Consider the following 14,522-nt stretch of genomic DNA (forward strand, 5'->3'; position numbering starts at 1 on the left):
GCCACGGTGACCCCATGCGGGCACTCACGGGCGCGGTAACCGTCGTGTTGGCCGGGGCGCTGGTCGCCCCCGGGATCGCCGGAGCGCAGGGGCGGAGGACCTTCGACCTCCAGGCGCACCGGGGTGGCATCGGACTGACTGTGGAGAGCACGCTCGCCGCGTTCGGCAAGGCCCTCGAAACGGGGGTGACCACGCTCGAACTGGACGTCCAGATCACCAGGGACGGCCGCGAGGTGATCACCCACGACCGCAGGACCAACCCGGCCAGGTGCTCTGACACCGCGCCTGCCACCCCCGACGACCCCGCCTTCCCGTACGTGGGCAAGTACGTCAAGGACCTCACCTTCGCGCAGGTCCGCACGCTCGACTGCGGTTCGCGCGCGCACCCGGGCTTCCCCGGCCAGGCCACCTCGCCCGGTGCGCGGATGCCGACCCTGGCCGAGCTGTTCGCCCTGGCCCGGCGGTACCGGGCGTGGGACGTGCGGTTCAACATCGAGACCAAGGTGGAGGCCGCCGCCCCGCACGAGACCGCGCCGCGCGAGCAGTTCGTGGAGGTCACCGCCCGCGAGATCCGCCGGTCCGGCTTCTCCCGCAACGTGACCATCCAGTCCTTCGACTGGGGCACCCTGATGCTGTGGCGCACGAAGGAGCCACACCTCCCGCTGGTCGCGCTGACCCAGCCCGAGTTCCTGCGGCCCGGCTCGCCGTGGCTCGGCGGGCTCCGGCTGGAGGACTTCGGCGGCAGCGTCGTCAGGGCGGTCAAGAGCTTCGGCGCGTCCGCGCTGTCCCCGGTGCACGGCAACCCGCAGAACGGGAAGATCGGCGATCCCGACTACGTCCCGTTCACCACCAAGGCCCTGGTGCAGGAGGCGCACCGGCACCACCTCAAGGTCGTGCCGTGGACCGTGGACGACCCGGCCACCGTCCACAAGCTGGTGGACGACGGCGTGGACGGGATCATCACCGACTACCCCGACCGGGTGCGGACCGTCCTGCGGGACCGGGGCCTCCCGCTGCCGCGCACCTACCGGAAGTGCTGATCAGGACCGGTCAGGACTCGCCCAGCAGCAGTTCGTGCAGGCCCCGGATGACGAACTCGGCCCGCCGGCGCGGCTCGGCCGCCACCACGGCACCGGGCAGCTTGCGGGTCAGCGCCGACAGCGCCGCCTGCACCTCGATGCGGGCCAGCGGGGCGCCCAGGCAGTAGTGGATGCCCATGCCGAAGCCCAGGTGGGCGTTCGGCGTGCGGCCGACGTCCAGCACGTCCGGGTCCGCGAACACCAGCGGGTCGCGGGCCGCCGCGCCCAGCAGGGCGGCGACCTTCTGCCCCTCCTCGACCGCGAAGCCGGCGATCTCGACGCGCTCGGTCGCGGTGCGCTCGAAGAGCTGGAGGGGCGAGTCGTAGCGGATCAGTTCCTCGACCGCCGTGGAGAGGAGGGACTGATCCGCTACCACCCTTTCCCACTGGTCGCGGTGGGCCAGGAGGGCGTTCACGCCGTTGCCGATGACGTTGACGGTGGCCTCGTGGCCGGCCATGAGCAGCAGGACAGCCGTGGCGACGAGCTCGTCCTCGGTGAGCTTCGCGCCGTCGGTGTCGGTGACCGCGACGAGGTCCGACACCAGGTCGTCGCCGGGCGAGGTGCGCCGCAGCGCGACCAGCTCGCGCAGGTAGGCCACGAACTCGGAGGCGGCCCGCTCGGCCGCCGCCCTCTTCTCCGGGGCCAGGCCGTACTCGTACATCTTCACGATCGCGTTCGACCACGGTTGCAGCAGCGGCCGGTCGCTCGCGGGCACGCCCAGCAGCTCCGCGATCACCTCGACCGGCAGCGGCGCGGCGACGTGCGCGAGCAGGTCGGCCCGGCCCTCGGCGCGCACCTCGGCGACCAGCTCGTCCACCAGGCGGTCGGCCAGGTCGGTGATCCACGGCCGCAGCCGCTCCACGTGGCCCCGGCCGAACGCGGCGGCGACGAGCCTGCGCAGCCGGGTGTGCGTCGGCGGCTCGTTCTCCAGCAGCGAGTTGCGGTGCAGCAGGTTGAAGCCGGTGAACTCCTCGACGGGTTTCGCGTCGGTCCACAGCCGGCCCAAACCCCGGTGGCGCAGCACGGCGGACGCGGACGCGTGCGACACCGCGACGGCGACGCCCATCTGCTCGTGCCAGTGCACCTCGGCCCGCGCGCGCAGCGCGGCGAACACCGGGTAGGGATCGGCGAGGAAAGCCGGATCGTGCTGGTCGAAGGGTGCCACGGTGACGGACGGTAGGTCTTGAGCGCGACTCGCGTCCATTCGAGGGTGGTTGTTCCGTCAAAGATTCAGCGATCCGTGACCAGATGTCACCGGGTTGACCCGTCCGGTGCTCCACCAGGAGCATTCCGCAGCGTGCCGCCCGAACTTGTCGCCCACCGAGGGGCGTCCGCGCTCCGCCCCGAGCACACCCTCGCCGCCTACGAGCTGGCGATCGCCCAAGGTGCCGACGGCGTCGAGTGCGACGTCCGGCTGACCCGCGACGGGCACCTGGTGTGCGTGCACGACCGCACCATCGACCGGACCAGCGACGGGCGCGGCGCGGTGAGCGCGATGAGCCTGGAGGAGCTGAGCCGGCACGACTTCGGCGCGAAGCTCGGCGACGGGCCAGCACCCCTGCTCACCCTGGTGGACCTGCTGGAGCTGGTCGCCGACAGCGGCGTGCGGCTGTTCGTGGAGACCAAGCACCCGGTCCGCTACCGGGGCGAGGTGGAGCGCCGGCTCGCCGAGCTGCTCGCCCGCCACCGGGTGGACGCCCTGATGATGTCGTTCTCCCCGGCCGCAGTGCGGCGGTTCAAGGCGCTCGCGCCGGCCGTGCCCACCGTGCTGCTGTTCGGGCGGTACTGGCCGCAGCGGCTGCCGCCCTTCGCCGACCTCGCCGGTCCGGGCGTCCACCTGCTCAGGCGCCAGGCCGGCCGGGGCGGCGGCGCGTACTGCTGGACGGTGGACGAGCCCGCCGACATCGCGCTGTGCGCCGAACGCGGGGTGCGGTTCCTGGCGACCAACAACCCGGCGCAGACCCGTGGCGTGCTAGCGGCTAACTTGACGCCCGACCAGCCCTGACGGGCACGACCTGAAGGAGGCGGCGGTGGCGAAGCGGACGGCCGTGAAGAACCAGTCCGGGGACGGCGTAAACCCGCGCCAACCCTGCCCGTGTGGCTCCGGCAAGCGCTACAAAGCGTGCCACGGCGGTGCCGGTGGCGGCGCGGACGTCATCGTGGCCCGCCCGTTCCAGGGGCTCGCGGCGGAGACCGAGCTGATCGCGCTGCGCGAGTTCGTGCCCTCGGCGACGGTGGCGCTGCCGCTCAAGGAGGCCGGGCGGGAGGTCGTGCTGGCCTCGGTGCTGCCGATGGCCGCCGCCGCGCTGGTGCGCGCCGACGGGACCGCGTTCGTCGGACTCCAGGTGCAGACCCGCTCGGGCGACCTGAGCCGGGACCTGGCCCGCGCGGTGCAGTGGGTGCTGACCGCCGAGGTCGGCGAGGCGCTGCCGGTGGTGGGCCCGGACGACGGCACGAACCCGGGCCGGTTGCAGGACCTGCTGGACGCGGACGCGACCGTCACCCCCGAGCTGCACACCGACTTCGCGTGGTGGATGCCGCCGGGCAACGAGCCGACCGGCGACGTGGCGCTGTCCCTGGAGCGGGCCAACGCGGCGATCCTGCCGACCGAGCGGGTCGACGCGCCCGGCGTGCGCGCGGCGTACTGGGTGGACGCGGGCGACAAGGCGCACCTGCGCTGGGTGCGCCCGGAGCCCGAGGAGCAGTTGCTGGCGGCGCTGGCCCGGCTGTCCGTGCGCGGTGAGCTGGACCTCGGCGAGGGCTCCCGGTACGCGGGGTCGTTCCGGGCGCACGGCCTGCTGGTGCCGGTGTGGGACCTGGACCGCGAGATGCACTCCAGCGAGTGGGCGTCGCCCGCCGAGGGCCTGGGCAAGCGTTTGCTGGACGCGTTGAGCAGCCTCGACGGCGAGCCGCTGACCGAGGCCGAGCGCCGGTCGCGGGACGGCCTGCGCGGCCGGCAGATCACCCTGCGGTAGTTGTCCACAGGCTTCTCCCCAGTTGTCCACAGAACCCTGTGGACAAGGTTGTGGACAACGGCAGGGAAGGTGTGGACGGATGCTGCTGCGGATCGCTGCACGGGCCGAGTGGGCGCGCGACCGGGAAGCCGGCGCGATCCCGCTCGACCCGGACGGCTTCGTGCACTGCTCGGACCCCGGCACGGTCCATCTGCCGGCGAACCGGCTGTTCCCCGGCCGGCACGACCTGGTGCTGCTGGTGATCGACCCGGAGGGCCTGCCGGTGCTGTGGGAGCCGGGCGACGGCGACGAGGCGGGCCCCTGGTTCCCGCACGTCTACGGCCCGGTCCCGGCGGACGCCGTGGTGGCCGTGCACGAGTTCACCCCCGACTCCGACGGCGTGTTCCGGCCACCGCCCGTGCTGTGACCCGCGCCGCGACCCGTGTTGTGACCTGATCCCGGGCAACCGCCGGCCGCCCTCGTGCGTGAACCCACCGACGACGTGCGGGGGAGGTCGTCGGGAAGGGGAACGGGGTGACAGCGGTCCTGACCGCCGACCAGGTCCGGGCGCGGGCCGATTTCGGGGAGTTCGTCCGGGCGTCGCTGCCGGGCCTGCTCCGGTACGCGCACGCCCTGACCGGCAACCCGCACGACGCGGCCGACCTGGTGCAGTCCGTGCTGGAGAAGATCGGCTCGCGCTGGGGCGCGGTGCTGCGCAAGGACGTCGAGCCGATCGCCTACGCCCGGCGGGCGCTGGCCAACGCGCACGTCAGCCGCTGGCGGCGGCACCGCCGCGAGCACCTCGTCGCGGAGCTGCCCGACGTCGTCGCGGCGTCCGGCGTGGACCGGCTGGAGCACGAGCCGCTGTGGCGGGCGCTGCGCGAGCTGCCGCCCCGGCAGCGGGCCGTGGTGGTGCTGCGCTTCTACGAGGGCCTGTCCGAGCGCGAGATCGCCGAGGCGCTCGGCGTCTCCACGGGCACGGTGAAGAGCCAGAACAGCAAGGCCATGGCCACGCTGCGGCAGCGGCTCGGCCCGACCTGGCGGGAGGGGTGATCCGGGTGGAGCTGGACGAGCGGTTGCGGGAGCTGTTCCAGGACGAGCGGCTGGAGCTGCGGGCGCGACCCGGGGCGGCGGAGGAGATCGTCGCGGGCGCGGGCCGCCGGCGGCGCGCCCGGGTCGTCACCACGGGCGTGCTGGCGGTCGTGCTGGTCGGGGTGGGCGCGGTCGGCGCGGCCGGGCTGCGCGGCAGCGGCGAGCCGGACGCGGGCACGCCGGACCAGGCGGTCGTCAGCGTGTCGCCGCAGTCGCTGGAACCGCCTGCGTTCGGCCACTTCCGGCTGGGGATGACCGACGCCGAGGCGCGCGCGACGGGCGCGCTGCGACCGCCGGGACGGGGTGCGCCCTGCGTCGCCTACCCGGTCGCGGGGCAGCCCGGCGACGGCGTGCTGGTGTCGCCGACCCGGGGCGTGGTGGCGATCACGCTGCCGCCGGCGGCCGTCACGCCGTCCGGGGTCGGCACCGGCACACCGGTGGAGGCGGCGCGGGCCGCGTACCCCGGGCTGGTGGTCGACGGGCGGGAGGCGGTGGTGCCGATGGGCGGCTGGCGCTACGCGTTCGTGCTCGACGGCCCGGTCGTGGCCGCCGTGCGGATCGAGGAGGTGGGGCACGGGTGCGCGGCCTCCTGATCGTGCCGGCGGTCCTGCTCGCCGCCGGGTGCTCCGCGTCGGCCGGGGGTGGGCCGGACGGGATCGGGCAGGCCACCGGGTCGACCGCGTCGACCAGGACGGTGGTGGTCGGCGACGTGCCCGTGCTGCGGCCCGACGGGTTCGCCCCGGTCCGGCTGGGCGCGCGGCTGGACGAGCTGCGCGCGGCCGGCGAGGTCGGCGACCTGGTCGAGGACCCCACCGTGAACTGCCCGGTGCACCGGCTGGTGAACGCGCGCGGCTGGGTGGCGGTGGAGGGCGGGGTGGTGGTCCGAATGCGGGTCGAAGCCCGCGTGCGGACGCCGGAGGGACTGCGCCTGGGCGATTCCCGGGCCCGGCTGCGGGAGCTGTACCCGGATGCCGTGCAGGACCCGCACCGGTTCACGCTGGAAGTGACCGGGAACACCCGCTACGAATTTTATTTCCTCGGCGGCGGGGACACGTTGACCGCGATCGGGACCGGCCGGCCGGACACCGGCTGCTGACCGCCCGGCACGCGAGGAGCGCGCCGCCCCTTCGGGGGAGGGGCGGCGCGCTCGGCCTCGTGGGGTGCTGCGGACGCTGCTACAGGGCGCCGCCGGCCGCGCGCGGCGCGGTCGGGTCGGACTCCTCGCCGGTCGCCTCGCGGACCAGGAAGTTCTCCACGTGGAACAGGTTGCCGTCGGCGCGGTCGATCACGGTGAGCAACGTCGTCATCGACGCGACCTCCTCCACCTGCTCCTTGAGGAACCACTGGAGGAACTGCTCGCCCAGGTAGTCGCCCTCCTCGCGGGCGGTGCGGGCGAGCGCCACGATCTGGTCGGTCACCGTCCGCTCCTGCTGGAGGGCCAGCTCGACCGGCTCGCGCGCGGTGGCGAAGTCGTTGCGGACCTCGTCGACACCGGGGACGGTGACCTTGAGGTCGCTGTCCAGCAGGTACTGCACGATCATCATCGCGTGGTTGCGCTCCTCCAGCGCCTGCGCGTAGAAGTGCGCGGCGAGGCGGGGCAGGTCCTGGTTGTCGTACCAGACCGCGATCGCCGTGTACTGCTGCGAGGCGGTGAACTCGTGGCGCACCTGCTGCTGGAGCAGGTCGTGGAAGCCGGACGTGCGGGACGGGATCTGCTTCAGGTTGGAGGCCATGTCCCCGACAATAGTCGAGAAATCATCGCAATGCATTGAAGGTAAGGCTAATAATAGTTCCGAGGGCATTCCGCAAAGGGGTGTCCCGGCAAGGTTTGCCTATCTTCGGTAAAGGCAGGCAAACCTTGCCGCGTTGTCACACCGCGAGCGGGGCGCGGTCGATCGGGCACGACATGCAGCGCGGCCCGCCCCGGCCCGACCCCAGCTCCGAGCCGCTGATCGCCAGCACCTCGACGCCCGCGTCCGCCAGCCGCGCGTTCGTCTCCACGTTCCGCTCGTAGGCCACGACCAGGCCCGGCCCGACGGCCAGCGTGTTGTTGCCGTCGTCCCACTGCTCGCGCTCGGCGGTCACCGGGTCCAGGCCGGTGTCGATGACCCGCAGCCGCGCGATGCCCATGGCCTCGGCGGCGGCCTCCAGGAACGGCGCGCGGTCCTCGACCACCACGCCGCCGCTGCCGTCCGAGCGGACCGGGTAGGCGAACAGGTTGTCGCGCACCGCCGGGTACATCACCACGGCGTCCCGGTCGACCATCGTGCACACCGTGTCCAGGTGCATGGTGGCCCGCTCCTGGGTGATCGGCACGGCCAGCACGGTGTGCGCGAGCCCGTCGCTCAGCGCCGACCGGGCGAACGACTCCGCGCCCGCCGGCGTGGTCCGCTCGCCGACGCCGATCGCCAGCACCCCCGGCGCGAGCAGCAGCACGTCACCGCCCTCGACGGGCGCGGAGTGCGCCCCGTACGCGCGGCCGGTCTTGCGGAAGCGCGGGTGGTAGGCGTAGATCAGGTCGGTCAGCGCGGTCTCCCGGTCCCGCGCGGGCAGCGCCAGCGACGTGATCGCCACCCGGTCGCCCACCCACACCGACGAGTCGCGGGTGAACAGCAGGTTCGGCAGCGGGTCGACCGCGAAGTCGATCGGGTGGTGCATCTTGCGCACCAGCGACGCGCCCTCGGCGGCCGGCAGCTCCTCGAACGTCATGCCGGTCATCAGGGCGGTGGCGAGCTGCTCGGGCGTCACCGACTCCAGGTGCGAGCGCAGCGCGTCGGCCAGGTCGATGCCGAGCCGGCGCTCGTTGACCGCGCTGTGGATGCCCGCGATCCGCGCCCGGTCGTCGTGCAGCGCGGCCACCAGCAGGTCCGACAGCAGCAGCACCTCCACGCCCCGGCCGCGCAGCACCTCGGCGAACGCGTCGTGCTCCTCCTGGGCGCGGTCCACCCACGGCACGCCGTCGAACAGCAGCTGGTCGTTGTTGCGCGGGGTCAGGCGCTTGAGCTCCGCGCCGGGCCGGTGCAGCAGCACCGTGCGCAGCGGGCCGACCTCGCTGTCGACCCTCGGTGCCGGCGAGGGGGTGCTGTCGGGGGACTCGGTCCGGGTGATGTGCGCAGTCACGTAGGCGAGGGTAACTCGGCAGTGGCGAAACATGCAGCTCTGAGTGGCCTAGCTTGGCGAAACTCGATCGTATGAACGGCTGAATGCAGCGATTCGTTAAGTGTGATGGTACTTCTGAGGTTTAAACGTTGCGTTCTGACGTGGACTGCCTCGACTGCGCCCGCGACTGGGATGATCGTGCCCCCACCAGGAGGAGATCGCCTTGTTGCACTTCACGGTCGACGCGCCGGGCAGCGCCGCATCCGCCACGAACATGCTGCTCGACGAGCTGGTCAGGGCCGCGCGGGCGGACGTCCGGCACGCGCCCGCAGAGCTGCCCGACGGCGCGAAGTCCGGCACCGGCCTGGCCCTCACCGAGCTGCTGCTCAACGGCGCGGTGCCCGCCGCCGTGGCCGCCGCCATCGCGTCCGTGGTCACCGCCTTCGTGCAGCGCGGCAGCGCGCGCAGGGTGGTGATCAGGAAGGGCGAGTCGTCCATCACCGTCCAGGGCGGTGACGCCCGGACCCAGAAGGCCCTGGTGGAGCAGTGGCTCGCGGAGCACGCGCCGGAGGTCGAGGGCTGACGTGGGGCGCTACGCGCTGCTCGTCGCCACGGGGGAGTACCAGGACGTCGGGCTGAGCCGGCTGCGCGCGCCCGCCCAGGACGTGGAGCGGCTCGCCGCCCTGCTGGAAGACCCCGACGTGGGCGGGTTCACCGAGGTCAAGGTGCTGCGCGACGCGGCGGACGTCGAGGTCCGGCGAGCCGTGGAGGACGTGCTGGCCGCGCGCTCCCCGGACGACCTCGTGCTGGTCTACTTCTCCTGCCACGGCTTGACCACGCCCACCCGGCGGCTCTACTTCGCCGCCGCGAACACCGTGCGGGACCGGCCCGCCGGCACCGCCGTGCCCCGGTCGTTCGTGCACGAGCAGCTCGAGGACTGCCGGGCAGCCGGCCGCGTCCTGGTGCTCGACTGCTGTTTCAGCGGCGCGTTCGTCGAGGGGTTCAAAGCCGGTGACGCGCCCGTGGTCGACAACTCCACCGGGTACGTGGTGCTGACCGCCTCCAACGCCTACGAGTACGCGTTCGAGGAGGACACGCTGTCGCTGGAGGCGCCGCGCGCCTCGCTGTTCACCGATGTGCTGATCGAAGGGCTGTCCAGCGGGTCGGCGGACCTCGACGGTGACGGGTGGGTCGACGTCAACGAGCTGTTCGCCTACGCGTCGCGGGAGGTGCGCCGGCGGCGTCCCGACCAGACGCCGCAGTTCTTCGCGCAGGCGTCCGGCGGGGCGCTGCGGCTGGCGCGCGCCGGCGGCGTGCCGGCCGTGGTGCGGCAGTCCGCGTCCTACACGTCCGGGCAGTTGCTGGTCGCGCGCGGCCTGCGGGCGGCGGCCGAACCGGTGTGCCGGACGCTCGGGCCGCTGGGCCGGCGGGCCGTGGTGTTCGTGGGCGGGCGGCCGGTCGAGCTGGGTGACGCGGCGGCCATCGCGGCGGCGTTCCAGCCCGACGACCCGAGGGACTCGCTGGGTGCGTCCTACGTGCGCGAACTGGTCTCGGCGGTGCACCGGGAGTGCGGCGACGGCGCGGCGTCGGCGGTCGCGGTGGCGCGCGGCGTGGTGACCCGGCTGGTCGAGGCGATGCGCGAGGGCCACAACCCCGTCCGGCTGCTGCGCGGCGTGCGCGCGGCGGCGGCGCGGGCGCTGGAGCTGGTCGGCGACTTGGCCGTGCCGCTGGCGCACGCCGACGCCCACCGGCTGGCCACCACGTCGGCGGGCAGCGAGGTGATCGGCAGCCTGGTCGGGCACGTGGTCGGGGTGACCGGCCACCGGGGCGCGGTGCTGGTCGAGGAGGGGCGGCGCCCGGGCTCGGACTACGAGATCACCCGGGGCCTGCGGTTCCCGGGCGGGTACGCGTCCGAGCTGTTCACCACCGACCCAGTCCGGCGGGAGGTCGTGCTGGAGAACGCGCAGGTCGCCCTGTTCAGCGGGCCGCTCACCGAGCGCGTGCTGCACCTGGTGTCGGACAGCGAGGCGGACGGGGACCTCGTCATCTTGTGCGAGGGGCTGCCGGAGTCGCTGCTGTCGACCTTGCTGCGCAGGTCGGACGAGAAGAGCCGGGTGGTCGTCGTGCTCGCCGAACCGGTCGCGGTGCGGCGGCTGCACGCCGTGGTCGGCGGTGTGGTGCTGGACGCGGACATCGCCGCCGCAGCGACCGTCCGGGCGTTCGGGCGCGCGGTGAAGGTGGTCGCCACCGACCGGGACACCGTCGTCATGGGCACGGGCGCGCGGTCGGCGGAGGTCGTCGGCACGGTCGAGGGTGACGACGCGGGCGCGTACCTGAGGGTGCCCGCCGCGCACGTAGGGCAGGTCGAACGGGCGGTGCGCGCCGTGCGGTCCGCCGCCGAGTGCGGGGTGCTGCGCGGCGGTGGCGCCGGCCTGGCCGAGATCGGCCGCCGGCTCGCGGAGGAGCCCGCCGGCGACCCCGCGCACGTGGCCGGGTGGCGGGCACTGGCGGGCGCGCTGGCCGAGCCCGCGCGCTGGATCGCGGAGAACGCGGCGGTGGCCGTGGGCGAGCTGGACCCGTCCCTGATCGACTCGGCCGGCACCGCGCGAGCGGTCGTGACCGCCGCCGCCCGCACCGCCGAGCGGTTCCTCCTGGTCGCCTAGCCGGTCATGGTCGACGGGATGATCACCGCGACCATGACCGCCGTCAGCGCGGCCTGGACCTCCTCGACGGCCTTGCGGGTGGCGTCCGCCGCCCAGCCGCCGTCCGAGATCTCCTTCAGGCGCTTCTTCACCCGGTCCCTCGGCTGGGCGGCGAAGACCGTCCGGTCGAACTGCACCGCCCTGATGATCGAGCACAGCGCCGCCGTGCGGGCGTCCACCGGGCCGTCGGTGCCGATCGCCGCCGCGAGCCGGCGGCGGACCTCGGTCTCCACCGGTGGCTCCACCCCGCCCGGCGACGGGAACCGGGTGCGCGGGAACACCCACAGCACCTTGTCCTGCTCGCGGCGCAGCACCTCCTGGTCCGCCAGGCCGTCCAGCACGTCGTCGGGGAGGCCCTTGGCCAGCTTCTCCACCCACTCCTTGGGCTTGCGCAGCCTGTCGTCCGCGATCGTGGTCAGCGCCGCGTCCAGCACCGGGTGCCCGATCGGGACCGTGCTCAGCGCCGCGACCCGCTTGTCCACCACGTCGACGCGCCCCGCGATGGCCAGCTCGACCAGCACCGCGCCGGCCAGGCCGTAGCCCAGGGAGGGCTTGCCCAGCCGGCACGTGCCGTCGTCGTCGTAGGCCAGCAGGACCAGCTCGTCGGCGAGAGTCAACATGGCTCCACCATAGGCGGGCCGCAGGTCAGGCGATGAACCTCGTGTCCGGGTGGCACGCCGGGCCGGCCGGGCCGAACAGCCTGCCGTCGCGGCGCTTGAGGTGGTGGTCGAAGAACCCGCCGAAGTAGTCGTGCTGCGCGGCCAGCGACCGCTTCGCGTCGATCTCGCCGACCAACTCCTCCTTCTTGCCCGGCTTGAGCACGGACGTGAGCTGCGGCGCGGCGATCTGGAGGTCGGTGAAGCTGTAGTGGGTGCTCTTGTCGAAGTGCAGGTCCCGCTTCCAGCCCCGCTGCTTCGCCCAGAACGCGTTCCAGGTCGGGTCGAAGTCGGCGTTCAGGTGCGAGTGCTCGATCACCCCACCCGTCGCCGGGTCCTCGAAGTCACCGCCCACCAGCATGAACGGCCGGTCCAGGCCGTGCTTCACGACCTCGCCCGGCTCACCCCAGCCCATCGAGCCGTCGACGTTGACGCCCGCGTCGAACCGGCGGTCGTGGTACATCGTCTCGCCGGCGGTGTAGCCGCCGTAGGAGTGGCCGTAGATGCCGACCCTCGACAGGTCCAGCGACCCGGCCAGGCCGCGCGGCAGCGGGTCCCGCTCGGCGTCCGGGTTCGTGCCGCGCTCCAGCCGGGTCAGCTCGTCGAGCACGAACCGGCTGTCGGCGACGCGGGCGTCGATCGCGGCCTTGCGGGACGGGGCGTCCTCCTGGTCGACGGCGCCGGGCACGACCCGGCCGTCCGGGAACTCCACCGCCCCCGCCTCGCCGGTGTGCGAGATCGACGCCACCACGTAGCCCCGGCTCGCCAGGTCGTCGGTCAGGCCCGCGTTCAGCTCCTTCATGCTGCCGAAGCCGTGCGAGAACACCACCACGGGCCAGTCGGCCGAGCGGTCGGCGCGCGCGTCGGTGCGGGCGTGCCGCCGGGTGCCGGTCCAGTCGACCGCGTCGGGCGGCAGGTCCAGCAGGAGCGGGTGGGCGGAGACCTCCTGGAAGACCGGGGCCAGGCCCGGCGTCGCGTAGGGCGCGCGCTGCCCGTCGCGGTGCGCGGGGTAGGTGACGGTGACCATCAGCTCGCGCTTGGCGGTCGGCTGCCACGGGTCCTGGCGGGCGTGGTCCACCAGGTGCAGGTCGGTGGTGCCGACCGGGTGGCGCCCGCTGAGCGCCGGCAAGGCGAGCTTGATGCCGGAGGCGGTGGTCTGCGCGCTCGCGGCCGGGGCCAGGAGCAGGGTGCTGGTGACCGCGAGTCCTGCGGCCAGCGCCAGGACGCGGTGGTGCGGTGTCGACACGTCGGTTCGTCCCCCTCGATCTCGTCGGTGTCGCGGCCTGCCGACGAGCTACGGCAGCCAGGACACCTTGTCGCGCAACAAGGTGTATCCCAGGAACGCCACCACGTCGAGCAGCGCGTGCGCGACGACCAGCACCCACAGCCGGTTCGTGCGCTGCCAGACGCGGCCGAACACCAGGCCCATCACCACGTTGCCGACGAACCCGCCGAACCCCTGGTACAGGTGGTAGCTGCCGCGCAGCACCGCACTGGCCAGCAGCGCGGTGTTGTCGCGCCACCCGAGCTGCTTGAGGCGGGTCAGCAGGTAGCCGACGACCAGGACCTCTTCGGCCCACGCGTTGCCGAACGCGGCCAGCACCAGCGTGACGCTCCGCCACCACGACTCGTCCAGCGTGGACGGCTGGACCGCGAGGTTCAGGCCCAGCTTCCAGGCCACGAAGTACAGGACCAGGCCGGGGATGCCGATCACCGCCGCCAGGCCGAGGCTGCCCAGGGCGTCCGGGCCGATCCGGGTGCGGTCCAGGCCCAGCGCCTTGAGCTTCGTGCCGCCGCGCCACAGCAGGTACAGGCCCAACCCGCCCCACGCCGCCAACTGCACCACGCCGAGCAGCTGCGCCAGCAGGTCCAGCAGGTCGAACCGGGCCTGCGGCACGTTGATCGCCACGGTCTGCTGGTCCAGCGGCTTGGGCTGGAGCAGGCTGTCCGCCAGGCGGAGCAGGCTGCGCAGCCCCGACAGGCCCAGCGTCACCGCGAAGACGAGGAGGATCTCGATCCGGTACGCGCGGTGGTCCTGGGGGTGCTCCTCGATCACCTGCGCAGGTTAACCCCGCTGCGCGAGGAACGGGCACCCCATCAGCCTGCGCAGCTCCACCGCCAGCTCACCCGCCGTCGACACCGGGCGGGAGAACGCGATCCGCACGTCGTGGTCCTCCTCGGCGGCCTCCACCCGCAGCCGCAGCCCGAACCGGTCCAGGCCGAGCGGGCGGACGTGCCCGCCGCGCAGCCGCTCCGGCAGGTGCGCGGCCAGCAGGCCCACCACGTCCCGGTGGGACAGCTCCAGGTGCCGCAGCCAGTGGTCCTCCTGGCGGTGGAACGGGTCCGGGTCGGCCTGCGCGAACAGCTCCGGGCGCAGCGACGTCGTGCCCTCCGCGTCCGCCACCACCAGCGACGCCGGGCTCAGCCGGAGCACCGACGCCCCGTGCCCCACGTCCAGCAGGCGCGGGTCCGGGCGCTCGTCGGCGACCTCCAGGCACGCGGCGCGCGCCTCCTGAGGGTCGAGCGCCCGCAGCCAGCCGGTGATCCACAGCAGGCCGCGCACCGGTTCGCGCAGCGGCACGGCCGCGTGGTCGGCGATCTCCAGCATCGCGGTGATCTCGGTGCCGCGCGCCGCCTCGGTCAGCGGGTGCCCGTCCGGCAGCAGGATCGTGGTGTCGCCGCAGGCGTGCACGTGGTGCAGCACCGGGGACACCCGGTTCTCCGTGCCGTCCGACGGCAGCAGGGCCGCGCGCCCACCCCGTGCGGCGATGGTCCGCGCGCGCTCCGCCGGGTGCGGGGCGGGCGGTCGACGGTTCTCGGTCACCGCTCACCTCCCAACTTAGGGGAGCCTAACTTGGAAGCGGCGCTGTGCGGTAGTCCCCCCATCGGCGTACCACTTCGTGGTCGCCCGCTGACGCGGCGGCCCGGGAGCCCTAGCCT

At 73.7% G+C, this 14,522-nt stretch carries 16 protein-coding genes; 9 read left to right on the forward strand and 7 right to left on the reverse strand.

The window, feature by feature from the left end; translation table 11 throughout:
- Nucleotides 1–14 precede the first annotated feature (14 nt).
- Nucleotides 15–1,040, forward strand: coding sequence for a glycerophosphodiester phosphodiesterase family protein (locus AB0I60_RS11205; RefSeq protein ID WP_360727830.1), 1,026 nt, complete (start codon nucleotides 15–17; stop codon nucleotides 1,038–1,040).
- 10 nt (nucleotides 1,041–1,050) lie between these two features.
- Here AB0I60_RS11205 and AB0I60_RS11210 read toward each other — a convergent pair whose 3' ends face one another.
- On the reverse strand, nucleotides 1,051–2,283 hold the full coding sequence (locus tag AB0I60_RS11210) for a cytochrome P450 (RefSeq protein ID WP_360727833.1): 1,233 nt from the start codon (nucleotides 2,281–2,283) through the stop codon (nucleotides 1,051–1,053).
- A 93-nt stretch (nucleotides 2,284–2,376) separates the two neighbouring features.
- Here AB0I60_RS11210 and AB0I60_RS11215 point away from each other — a divergent pair, with 93 nt between their 5' ends.
- From AB0I60_RS11215 to AB0I60_RS11240, 6 genes are all read left to right on the forward strand, one after another.
- Nucleotides 2,377–3,084: a glycerophosphodiester phosphodiesterase family protein gene (locus AB0I60_RS11215; RefSeq protein ID WP_360727836.1), complete on the forward strand. Its 708-nt coding sequence runs from the start codon at nucleotides 2,377–2,379 to the stop codon at nucleotides 3,082–3,084.
- 25 nt (nucleotides 3,085–3,109) lie between these two features.
- Nucleotides 3,110–4,054: a DUF5926 family protein gene (locus AB0I60_RS11220; protein WP_360727839.1), complete on the forward strand. Its 945-nt coding sequence runs from the start codon at nucleotides 3,110–3,112 to the stop codon at nucleotides 4,052–4,054.
- Between the two features lie 79 nt (nucleotides 4,055–4,133).
- The gene (locus AB0I60_RS11225; protein ID WP_360727842.1) at nucleotides 4,134–4,460 is read left to right on the forward strand and encodes a DUF952 domain-containing protein; all 327 of its coding nucleotides are present in this window, start codon (nucleotides 4,134–4,136) and stop codon (nucleotides 4,458–4,460) included.
- A gap of 107 nt (nucleotides 4,461–4,567) precedes the next feature.
- Complete coding sequence (locus AB0I60_RS11230; RefSeq protein WP_360727844.1) at nucleotides 4,568–5,086, forward strand: SigE family RNA polymerase sigma factor; 519 nt, start codon at nucleotides 4,568–4,570, stop codon at nucleotides 5,084–5,086.
- Between the two features lie 5 nt (nucleotides 5,087–5,091).
- Nucleotides 5,092–5,718, forward strand: coding sequence for a hypothetical protein (locus AB0I60_RS11235; RefSeq protein WP_360727847.1), 627 nt, complete (start codon nucleotides 5,092–5,094; stop codon nucleotides 5,716–5,718).
- Complete coding sequence (locus AB0I60_RS11240; RefSeq protein ID WP_360727850.1) at nucleotides 5,703–6,221, forward strand: hypothetical protein; 519 nt, start codon at nucleotides 5,703–5,705, stop codon at nucleotides 6,219–6,221. Before AB0I60_RS11235 ends, AB0I60_RS11240 begins: the two co-directional genes overlap by 16 nt.
- 79 nt (nucleotides 6,222–6,300) lie before the next feature.
- Here AB0I60_RS11240 and AB0I60_RS11245 read toward each other — a convergent pair whose 3' ends face one another.
- Nucleotides 6,301–6,858: a ferritin gene (locus AB0I60_RS11245; protein ID WP_360727852.1), complete on the reverse strand. Its 558-nt coding sequence runs from the start codon at nucleotides 6,856–6,858 to the stop codon at nucleotides 6,301–6,303.
- Nucleotides 6,859–6,994: 136 nt separating this feature from the next.
- Complete coding sequence (locus AB0I60_RS11250) at nucleotides 6,995–8,278, reverse strand: arginine deiminase (protein WP_360727854.1); 1,284 nt, start codon at nucleotides 8,276–8,278, stop codon at nucleotides 6,995–6,997.
- A 169-nt stretch (nucleotides 8,279–8,447) separates the two neighbouring features.
- Between AB0I60_RS11250 and AB0I60_RS11255 the strand changes: the two genes are divergently transcribed.
- Nucleotides 8,448–8,807 carry a hypothetical protein gene (locus tag AB0I60_RS11255; protein ID WP_360727856.1) on the forward strand — a complete coding sequence of 120 codons (360 nt, stop codon included), beginning with the start codon at nucleotides 8,448–8,450 and terminating at the stop codon, nucleotides 8,805–8,807.
- A 1-nt stretch (nucleotide 8,808) separates the two neighbouring features.
- The gene (locus AB0I60_RS11260; RefSeq protein ID WP_360727859.1) at nucleotides 8,809–10,887 is read left to right on the forward strand and encodes a TCP-1/cpn60 chaperonin family protein; all 2,079 of its coding nucleotides are present in this window, start codon (nucleotides 8,809–8,811) and stop codon (nucleotides 10,885–10,887) included.
- On the opposite strand, the gene AB0I60_RS11265 is transcribed toward AB0I60_RS11260, so the two are convergent.
- The 4 genes from AB0I60_RS11265 to AB0I60_RS11280 are packed head-to-tail and all read right to left on the reverse strand — an operon-like array spanning nucleotide 10,884 to nucleotide 14,406.
- The gene (locus tag AB0I60_RS11265) at nucleotides 10,884–11,546 is read right to left on the reverse strand and encodes a GPP34 family phosphoprotein (protein WP_360727861.1); all 663 of its coding nucleotides are present in this window, start codon (nucleotides 11,544–11,546) and stop codon (nucleotides 10,884–10,886) included. The two genes, AB0I60_RS11260 and AB0I60_RS11265, sit on opposite strands and share 4 nt — an antisense overlap.
- A gap of 25 nt (nucleotides 11,547–11,571) precedes the next feature.
- Nucleotides 11,572–12,828, reverse strand: a complete 1,257-nt coding sequence (locus AB0I60_RS11270) for a prolyl oligopeptidase family serine peptidase (protein WP_360727864.1) — start codon at nucleotides 12,826–12,828, stop codon at nucleotides 11,572–11,574.
- 48 nt (nucleotides 12,829–12,876) lie between these two features.
- On the reverse strand, nucleotides 12,877–13,638 hold the full coding sequence (locus AB0I60_RS11275; protein ID WP_360727867.1) for a CPBP family intramembrane glutamic endopeptidase: 762 nt from the start codon (nucleotides 13,636–13,638) through the stop codon (nucleotides 12,877–12,879).
- Between the two features lie 9 nt (nucleotides 13,639–13,647).
- A complete protein-coding gene (locus AB0I60_RS11280; protein ID WP_360727869.1) occupies nucleotides 13,648–14,406 on the reverse strand; it encodes a DUF2470 domain-containing protein in 759 nt (252 codons plus the stop codon).
- Nucleotides 14,407–14,522: the final 116 nt, after the last annotated feature.

Origin of the sequence: Actinosynnema sp. NPDC050436 (genome assembly GCF_040655415.1) — a bacterium.
In the GTDB taxonomy this organism is placed as follows: Bacteria; Actinomycetota; Actinomycetes; order Mycobacteriales; family Pseudonocardiaceae; genus Actinosynnema.